General features: G+C 59.4%; 1 protein-coding gene. It reads right to left on the reverse strand.

Annotated features, from left to right (window positions below; all coding sequences use genetic code 11):
• Positions 1–391 (reverse strand): transposase (locus EXE41_RS18620; protein ID WP_137691797.1); only part of this gene is annotated, 391 nt, incomplete at its 3' end.
• Positions 392–609 lie beyond the last annotated feature (218 nt).

Below are 609 nucleotides of genomic sequence, written 5' to 3' on the forward strand. Positions count from 1 at the left end.
TGGTACGGTTTTCGACCAGGGTCTGTCGCCCGCGCACGAGTGCGCGGGCTTCCCTGACCTCCTCGGTCGGAACGTAGCTTTCAGGCACCGAATTTAACCGGAGCATCCGCGCGAGTTCTTTGGCGTCCACGCGGTCGGTTTTCTTGTCGGTGTCTGCGATCTGGTTGATCTTTTTCGGATGAGCAACGGTCACATCCAAATGCTCCGACAGCGTATCGTGGATGTGGTAGTAGTTGGAGGTCGCCTCAAGCACGGCTTGTGCGCCGGCGTACCGCTGGGCGAGCTCGTCGAGGTTCGCGTTCTCGACGCGAACCTCTTCGACGATCTTCCCGGCCTCATCCATTACTGCCACCTGTGCGTACCGTTTGTGGACGTCGATTCCGAGGTACATGGTTGGTTCACCCGGGACGCCAGTGCGTGAAGCAGAGATTCACCTATTCGGGCTTTCCCGGATGCCGCGGGGCGCGGCATCCGGGCTGTAGCGCCCATGACTCGGCTTCTTTCGCACACGGACCAGTCAACAGAACGTGCTCTGTGGCACGAAATCCAGGTCGGTCTCTTGCGCCCCATATCTTGTTTCACGCTCTGCTAGGGTAGCAGCGTTTCCAT

Origin of the sequence: Halorubrum sp. SD690R (genome assembly GCF_005435035.1) — an archaeon.
Taxonomy (GTDB): Archaea; Halobacteriota; Halobacteria; order Halobacteriales; family Haloferacaceae; genus Halorubrum; species Halorubrum ezzemoulense.